Source organism: Ectobacillus funiculus (assembly GCF_004138295.1).
Taxonomy (GTDB): Bacteria; Bacillota; Bacilli; order Bacillales; family Bacillaceae_G; genus Ectobacillus; species Ectobacillus funiculus.
On the sequence record NZ_SCFM01000091.1, the window covers coordinates 1 to 7,748 of the forward strand.

Here is a 7,748-nt window from a genome sequence, read left to right on the forward strand (position 1 = left end):
TGTATTATCACGATAATGTGACGGATCGTATGCTAAACGCACTGTAAACTTCCCCTTTCTTTGGTTGTTTGGATGTAATTGTTAATCCACGGCATATTCGACTTAGTGTTCTTTTACACGATTTGGAATATTTATTTTAATTTTGCTACACAAGCAAATTTGTTAATTGATAATTTTCAGACTGTTTCAGCCACTTATGTTTCATTTAATTTTTATAAAAGTCGGGTTTATCTGCTAATACGACAAGCTCTTTTTCTCCTGTCTGCTGCGATTTCACACAAGCATCTGCTGTTACCGCTGCAATATAGCCATCCCATGACGTTGGGCCATTAGGCTCACCTGTGTTCTTAATAGAATCCATGAAATCTTGTAATTCCTTGTCATACGCAGCAATAAAGCGCTGCTTCCAATCCATTAGGATGCTTGTACCAAATTGCGCTTCCTTACGAGTGGCAATACCAGAGAATTCTGGAAGGTACGCAACGCCTTCTTCACCAATAACCTCACATTGAATATCATAGCCGTACTTGCAGTTTACAAATACCTCTGCAGTAATGATAATACCGCTGTTTGTTTCTAGTGTAATTAGCTGCGGATCTTGCAAGTGAGCTGCCGCACGCTTTGTTTTCTTTGGAAATGCTACTTGTACAGATTTATAATCATCGTTGATTAACCAGTGCAAAACATCAATCTCATGAACCAGCGTATCATTAATCGCCATATCTGTCGTATAGTTATCACCCACTTCTGGGTTTCTATGTACGCAACGAATCATCAATGGTTCACCGATATAATTGCTATCAATTGCCTCTTTTAACTGCACATAACCGCTATCATAACGGCGCATAAATCCAACCTGAACTAAACGTTTGCCATGTTTCATTTCTGCTTCTACAATTCTCATGCAGCCTTCTGCTGTGGTTGCTAAAGGTTTTTCGCAGAATACATATTTTCCAGCCTCAATTGCAGCCAGTACACTTTGTTCATGCGCAGGACCCCAGCTTGTTACGAGTACAGCATCCACACTTGCATCAGCTACAAGCGACTTATCATCCGGATATATAGCAGCATCTAAACTAAATTGCTCTACAGCACTTTTTGCAGATTCCTGATTCACATCAGTTACAGCAACAATTTTTCCTCCGGATAAATTATTTGTGATTCTTTTAATATGCTCTCTGCCAATTGCACCGGTTCCTATCACACCGATTTTTAAAGTCATGCTGATTTTCCTCCTAATTTGTTTATTTGTGGCTGATAATCCTGAAATTCATTTTATTTAAGCATCAACAAGCTTATCTGGATAGTCCTCGCTATAGGTACGGAATTTATGTTCTAACTGCTCAAGAGTGAGCCCCTTGGTTTCCGGTAAGCATTTCATCACGAATGTGATTGCTCCAAGTCCCAAGGCTACAAAAACGAAAAATGTTGCAGCTAAACCAACCTTATCAAGTAATATCGGAAACATTAAACCGATGAGAAAGTTTACTATCCAAAGGCAAAACACAGTAGCGCCCATACCGATGCCTCGTAAACGCAGCGGGAATATTTCCGAGAGCATGAGCCAGGTTACTGGTGAAATAGCTCCCTGCTGGAAAGCAAGAAAGGTGACTGTAAGGATTAAGACAACATACGGAAGTGATGTAGATCCCTCAAGGACAAGTGAGAATACCCCAATAAGTAGTAGTGATATTGTAGTTCCAATTAGACCTGTCAGCAGCATTGGCTTACGGCCTACTTGACCAAGAAGCCAAATGCCAACAAAAGTTGCTAACACTGAAATTGCGCCATTGGCAATGTTACCGATAAGTGCTGCCCTTGTTTCAAAGCCAGCATCCTTAAGAATTTCAGTACCATAGTACATAATCGAGTTAACCCCTGTAATTTGCTGTACAACCGCAATTCCAACCCCTAGAAAGACAATGCGGCGCACCCATGGCACATTCAAATCTTTAAAAGTTGCTCTCTCTATCCCTTCTTCTTGGGTGCAAGCTACTTGAATTTCAATCAATTCCGATTTGGCACGCTTTGCCTCACGTATTTGTTGGAGAACTTGTAGGGCCTCCACATTTTTCCCTTTTGATACAAGCCAACGTGGACTCTCGGGTACTCTAAGCATTCCTAAGAACAGAAAGACCGCTGGAAGCGTTGCTATGACCAGCATATAACGCCAGACATGCGAGGTGTCACCCATTATGTTGCCAAGAATAGCATTAAAAATAAAAGCCAATAACTGTCCGCTAACAATCATTAGCTCGTTCTGCGTAACCATTCGCCCCCGTTTCTCCGCAGGGGACATTTCTGCTAAGTAGGTCGGAACTGTTACAGATGCGCCCCCTACGGCAAGTCCCAGTAAGAAACGAAAGATAATCATAACAGTTACATTCGGAGCAAGAGTACATCCAAGTGTAGCAATAAAGAACAATACTGCAAGATACAGAATATTTTTACGGCGACCATTATCATCTGACAGTCGGCCGCCAAACATCGCGCCGAGCGCAGCTCCAAAGAGAAGGGAGCTCGCAACAAGACCTTCAGTAAATGAGTTGAGATTGAGCTGATCCGCTTGAGCCATATAAGGTAAGGCACCATTAATAACACCCGTGTCATATCCGAAGAGAAGTCCACCAAATGTTGAAACTAGAATAATGGTACGCAAAAATGAATTTTGGCTCCCTTGTTTACTCATAGTAATTCCCTCCAATGCCCATCCAGATAATCCTATTCCTTTTTTTAAGAAGGGATAAGTAATTTTTCATCTATATACTTTCGGGTCAATAAGGCCTATTTCAATGGATCAACCACAGAAGGATCCTGCTCAGCCTGAATCACAATTGATAATTGTGATTCAACAGCTTGTTATAAGATTTTGTAAAATCAATGCAGCCATCCTCTGACACTGTAAACATGCCAGATAAGAAGGATTGCGGGAATGATTCGCCTTCGTTCTTGCAATCCTCCATCACAGTGTATGATCCGCACCGATTTCTGGGTATATCCTCATTCCGCCGACCGATCGGGGCAATTCCCCACAAAATATCTTGAGCACCCATTACCATCCACTTCTTATCATTAATATTGTTTGGCGTTTTTAAGCTTTTGTTGTTTAAACTCATATGCCTTTTGAACGCCTTCCTGAGTGGACACTTCAGGCACCCCAAGATTCCACCAGCTGCCTTCATAGCCAGCTGTCATCGTCTTTGGAAGTACTTTCATTTCGATCAAGGTAGATTTATCTTGTTTTTTTGCATCTTCCAGGGCTGCCTTGAGTTCTTCTACAGTGTTCGCCCGGTATGCCCTAGCCCCATATGCTTCAGCTAATTTTGCATAATCAATATTTAAAATTTGATTATCTTCTGTTCTGAATTCACAATAGTAGCTGCCGTTTCCAAAATCCATTTGTAAATTATTGATGCAGCCATATCCAGAATTATCGAAGAGAAGCACATTAATCTTTTTGTTGTATTGAAGGGCTGTAACAAGTTCAGAGTGCAGCATCAGGAAGCTGCCATCGCCAACAATGGTGTATACTTCTTTTGCCGGATCAGCCAGCTTCACACCCAATGTACCTGACACCTCATATCCCATACAGGAATAACCATATTCAACATGGTATGTGTTTGGCATCTTTGAATGCCATAAGCGCTGCAGATCTCCCGGAAGTGAACCAGCTGAGCAAATAATGATGCTGTCAGGATCGATGGTGTCGTTAATAGCAATCAATGCCGTTGTTTGTGGCAGTTCTGTGTTCAATACATCGGCATATTCATTTAATACTTCTTGTGAGAAGTGATGTTTAATTTCCGGATCAAAGTTCTCTCTGTTAAATACGACTTTACTTAAACGGTCTCGCTCAGCTAACCATTCTTCCTTGAATTCTGTAATGGCACCGCCAAACTCGCTTTGATACCCTTCTAGCATTGGAATTAATGCTTCCAAGGCTGACTTTGCATCTGCTACAACCGGAAATGCATCCCATTTATAAGCTTGCATACGGCTCACGTTAATGTTTAAGAACTTTGCTGTTTCAAAATCAAAAATTGTTTTGGAAGAAGTTGCGAAATCAGTAAACCTTGTACCAATACCGATAACTAAATCAGCCTGTTGCGCTGCTTTATTCGCCGCTAATGTTCCAGTGATTCCTAAGCCGCCTAAATTGTTGCTGAACGAGGACTCAACAGTCGATTTACCAGCCTGCGTTTCTACTAATGGGATGTTATATCGTTGTGAAAATTCGATTAAAGCTTCGCGTGCTTCTGAATATTTAGCTCCACCGCCAACAACCACTACCGGTTTTTTACTCGCTTTAATTAATTGGGCTGCACCGTTTAATTCACGGTTATTTGGCAGTTTACGATCAATGTAATGGACACGTTTTTCAAAGAACTTTTCATCATAATCAAATGCTTCCCCTTCTACATCCTGTGAAATACAAATGGTAGCCGGGCCTGCTTTCGTTGGATCCGTCATCACTTCAAAGGCCCGAATTAAGCTCGACATCAATTGCTCAGGGCGTGTAATACGGTCCCAATATCTTGATACTGGGCGAAATGCATCATTTGTCGTAATCGCAATGCTATGCTCTTGTTCTAGTTGTTGCAGCACTGGATCTGGCTGACGTGTCGCATATGTATCGGCCGGCAGCAACAAGATTGGAATATTATTCGCAAGCGCTGTTCCTGCTGCCGTTACCAAGTTTGCAGAACCCGGTCCACTTGAAGTTGTAACAGCATATATTTTTTTGCGCAGCATTTGTTTGCTGTAGGCAATGGCTGCATGCGCCATTCCTTGTTCATTTTTCCCTTGAATCACTTTTAAATGACCAGAATCTTGTTCAAGCGCCTGACCAATCCCAAGCACATTCCCATGACCAAAGATATTAAAAATACCTTCAACAAAAGGAAATTCTTGTCCATCCATGTGGACATATTGCTGATTGAGAAATTTAATCAAAGCTTGTGCTGTTGTTAATCTGATTGTTCTCATTATTTTCTCACCTCCAGCTAAATAGCTTCAATTACAGGCCTTTCAGCAATTAATTGCTCGATTTCTTCTACTGTTGGCATCGCCTCTGAAGAGCTATGCTTGCTTACAACAATAGAAGCTGACGCACTGCCATATTTTAAAGCGGTTTCAATATCTTTGCCGCTGATTAAAGCATACAAGAAAGCGGAAGCATAGGAATCGCCTGCACCGAACGTTTTTAATACCTGTGTCTTGTACGCGCGGCCTCTGAATGTTTCGCCTGATTTTGTGTAAGCATAGGATCCTTCTACACCGTGCTTAATAACAACCAATTCAGGAGAATGATTAAACAAGTGGCTGATTGTATCTTCGTTCTTTCCGCCCTCTTTGCCTTCCATCACATCATATTCATCACGTGTACCAATCACAACATCTGCTTGTTCTGCAACTAATGAACAGTACACAGCTGTTTCCTCAGGAGAATTCCAAGAGTACGGACGATAATCCAATTCAAATACAACTTTTACATCATTTCTTTTTGCTAGGCTGACTGCTTTTAACACTGCTTCGCGAGATGGGCTTTTAGATAAGGCTGTTCCGGAAACAAGCAAGATTTTAGCTTGCTTGATATACTCTCCATTTACCTCTTCAGGTGCTAAATACAGATCCGCTACTTCTTGGCGATACATTAAGATGCTGCACTCTTCCGGGCTTTTAATTTCTGTAAATGCCAATCCTGTTTTGTGCCCTTCTTTGTCTACTACCATATTAGATGTATCAATGCCAACACCGCGCATATATTGCTCGATAAAGCGGCCATGCTGATCACCCGAAATTTTACCAATAAATCCGACTTTTAATCCCAACTTGGAACTGCCAATTGCAATATTTGCGGGTGAACCACCTACATATTTTGTAAATGTCATCGTCTCTTCCATCGGACGGTTGTACTCTGTTGCATTTAAATCGATGCATGCACGACCAAGCGCAATAATGTCATATTCTCTTTCAGCAGTAAGTTCATATTTCATCTCGGATAACAACTCCCTATATTACTTGTATTGGCGCTTCAGTATCCATTCATGATCTGGGTCATTATAGAATTTCCAAATACGTGTTGGTCCTGCCATTACATTTAAATAATAGGATGTATAGCCATCAGGTACTCCAACTGGGTGATATCCTACCGGCACAAGAACGACATCACCGTTTTCAACTGTCATCGTTTCATCAAGAGAACGGTCATCCGTATAAACTCGTTGGAAGACAAAGCCCTGCGGCGGATTCATTTCATGATAGTACGATTCTTCCAAAAATGACTCCTCCGGCAAGTTGTCACGGTCGTGTTTATGCGGCGGATAGCTAGACCAGTTTCCGCTTTCTGTGAACACTTCAACAACAAGCAGACTGTTAGCAGTTGGAGCTGAATCAGGCAAAATATTGTGTACAAGGCGTTTATTATTAAGAATTCCTCTCTGTTCAATGCCATTGTCTGAAGCTTTAATCAATCTCGTAGGCAGTTGTTTTTCAGAAGGTGAATAGCATAATGCTACGCGGGCTTGGCTGATTCCCTCCACTTCAAAACGTCGATCGTTTGATACATATACACTGTCTGTTGGCACTTTTTCAAATACGCTTTCACGGGTGCCTAAATTTTCAAATACTTCTTCACCATCTGTGGCATTAATTTTTCCAGTCACGGCTACAATGCAGCACTCTTGCTTCCCTAATACTTCTGAGTACTTAGCGCCTGGAGCTAAATCAACTATTTTAAACCCAACATATTCTAATGGGGAATTTTCTGCTGTTACTTCTTGAGCAATAGTAACTCCTTGGGATATTTCGTTTTTTTCTGGTTTTCGGAGCAATTTACTCACGTTGCACCTCCTTATTGGCACGTCGAAAACGAACCTCCCTGCCATCTTTCTACCATGAGATGACAGACTGCTCTACAAGTTTTTTATTACACTGTAAGAAAGTATAAATTTCCAGCTAGTTATGTATTTAGGAACATCTAACGGACCCTTTATTCAACTTATTCGAATTTAGGTGATGGGTAGCGTGCCGTTACAACTTTTTTACGTGTATAAAAATCAACACTATCTTTTCCATTAGCATGTAATGTTCCAAAAAACGAAGATTTCCATCCGGAGAATGGGAAGAACGCCATAGGAGCTGGTACACCTAGGTTAACCCCTAACATACCTGCATGAATATGTTCACGGAAGTAACGAATAGATATAGCATTTGTTGTAAAGATACATGCACCATTGGCAAATTCTGATTTATTAGCAACTTCAATAGCTTCTTTTAGATTCTTCACACGCATGACTGATAGTACCGGAGCAAAAATTTCATCTTTCCAGATTGCCATATCCGTTGTAACATCTTCGAAAATAGTAGGTCCAATGAAAAACCCTTCTTCTAACGCACATTCACGGCCGTCACATACAACCTTTGCCCCCTCTTCAATTCCTTTTTCGATATAACCGATTGTACGTTTTTTATTTTCTTCTCGAATCACTGGGCCAAGCAATATCCCATCATCTAAACCGTTACCCATTTTAATATTCGCTGTTCTCTCTTTCAGCTTCGCTAAAAATTCATCAGCAATTCCTTCTTCTACCGTGACAACTGAGCATGCCATGCAGCGTTCACCCGCTGAACCAAATGCGGAAGAAATAATATTTGTGATCGTATCATCCAAATCCGCATCATTTAGAACGATTGTATGGTTTTTCGCACCTGTTAATGACTGAACACGTTTGAGATTCTCGCTGCCT

6 protein-coding genes and 1 pseudogene are annotated in these 7,748 nt (G+C 41.2%); all 7 read right to left on the reverse strand.

Annotation, left to right across the window (positions count from 1 at the left end; translation table 11 throughout):
* Positions 1–205: 205 nt before the first annotated feature.
* Positions 206–1,222, reverse strand: coding sequence for a bifunctional inositol 2-dehydrogenase/D-chiro-inositol 1-dehydrogenase (gene iolG / locus EP737_RS24390; protein ID WP_129731904.1), 1,017 nt, complete (start codon positions 1,220–1,222; stop codon positions 206–208).
* A 57-nt stretch (positions 1,223–1,279) separates the two neighbouring features.
* The gene (locus EP737_RS24395) at positions 1,280–2,689 is read right to left on the reverse strand and encodes a sugar porter family MFS transporter (protein WP_129731906.1); all 1,410 of its coding nucleotides are present in this window, start codon (positions 2,687–2,689) and stop codon (positions 1,280–1,282) included.
* Between the two features lie 95 nt (positions 2,690–2,784).
* Positions 2,785–2,966 (reverse strand): annotated as a pseudogene (locus tag EP737_RS26425) (myo-inosose-2 dehydratase); the annotation flags it as partial.
* A 106-nt stretch (positions 2,967–3,072) separates the two neighbouring features.
* Positions 3,073–4,989 (reverse strand): 3D-(3,5/4)-trihydroxycyclohexane-1,2-dione acylhydrolase (decyclizing), encoded by a 1,917-nt coding sequence (gene iolD / locus EP737_RS24405; protein ID WP_129731910.1) that lies wholly within the window; start codon positions 4,987–4,989, stop codon positions 3,073–3,075.
* 14 nt (positions 4,990–5,003) lie between these two features.
* The gene (gene iolC, locus EP737_RS24410) at positions 5,004–5,996 is read right to left on the reverse strand and encodes a 5-dehydro-2-deoxygluconokinase (protein WP_129731912.1); all 993 of its coding nucleotides are present in this window, start codon (positions 5,994–5,996) and stop codon (positions 5,004–5,006) included.
* A gap of 21 nt (positions 5,997–6,017) precedes the next feature.
* Positions 6,018–6,842 carry a 5-deoxy-glucuronate isomerase gene (gene iolB / locus EP737_RS24415; protein WP_129731914.1) on the reverse strand — a complete coding sequence of 275 codons (825 nt, stop codon included), beginning with the start codon at positions 6,840–6,842 and terminating at the stop codon, positions 6,018–6,020.
* A 158-nt stretch (positions 6,843–7,000) separates the two neighbouring features.
* Positions 7,001–7,748, reverse strand: a 748-nt coding sequence (locus EP737_RS24420; protein ID WP_129731916.1) for an aldehyde dehydrogenase family protein, incomplete at its 5' end; no start/stop codon positions are given.

Excerpts from the sequence above, each read along its gene's own strand:
- EP737_RS24395 (WP_129731906.1), bottom strand. The coding sequence starts at position 2,689 with ATGAGTAAACAAGGGAGCCAAAATTCATTTTTGCGTACCATTATTCTA.
- iolC (WP_129731912.1), bottom strand. The coding sequence starts at position 5,996 with ATGAAATATGAACTTACTGCTGAAAGAGAATATGACATTATTGCGCTT.
- iolG (WP_129731904.1), bottom strand. The coding sequence starts at position 1,222 with ATGACTTTAAAAATCGGTGTGATAGGAACCGGTGCAATTGGCAGAGAG.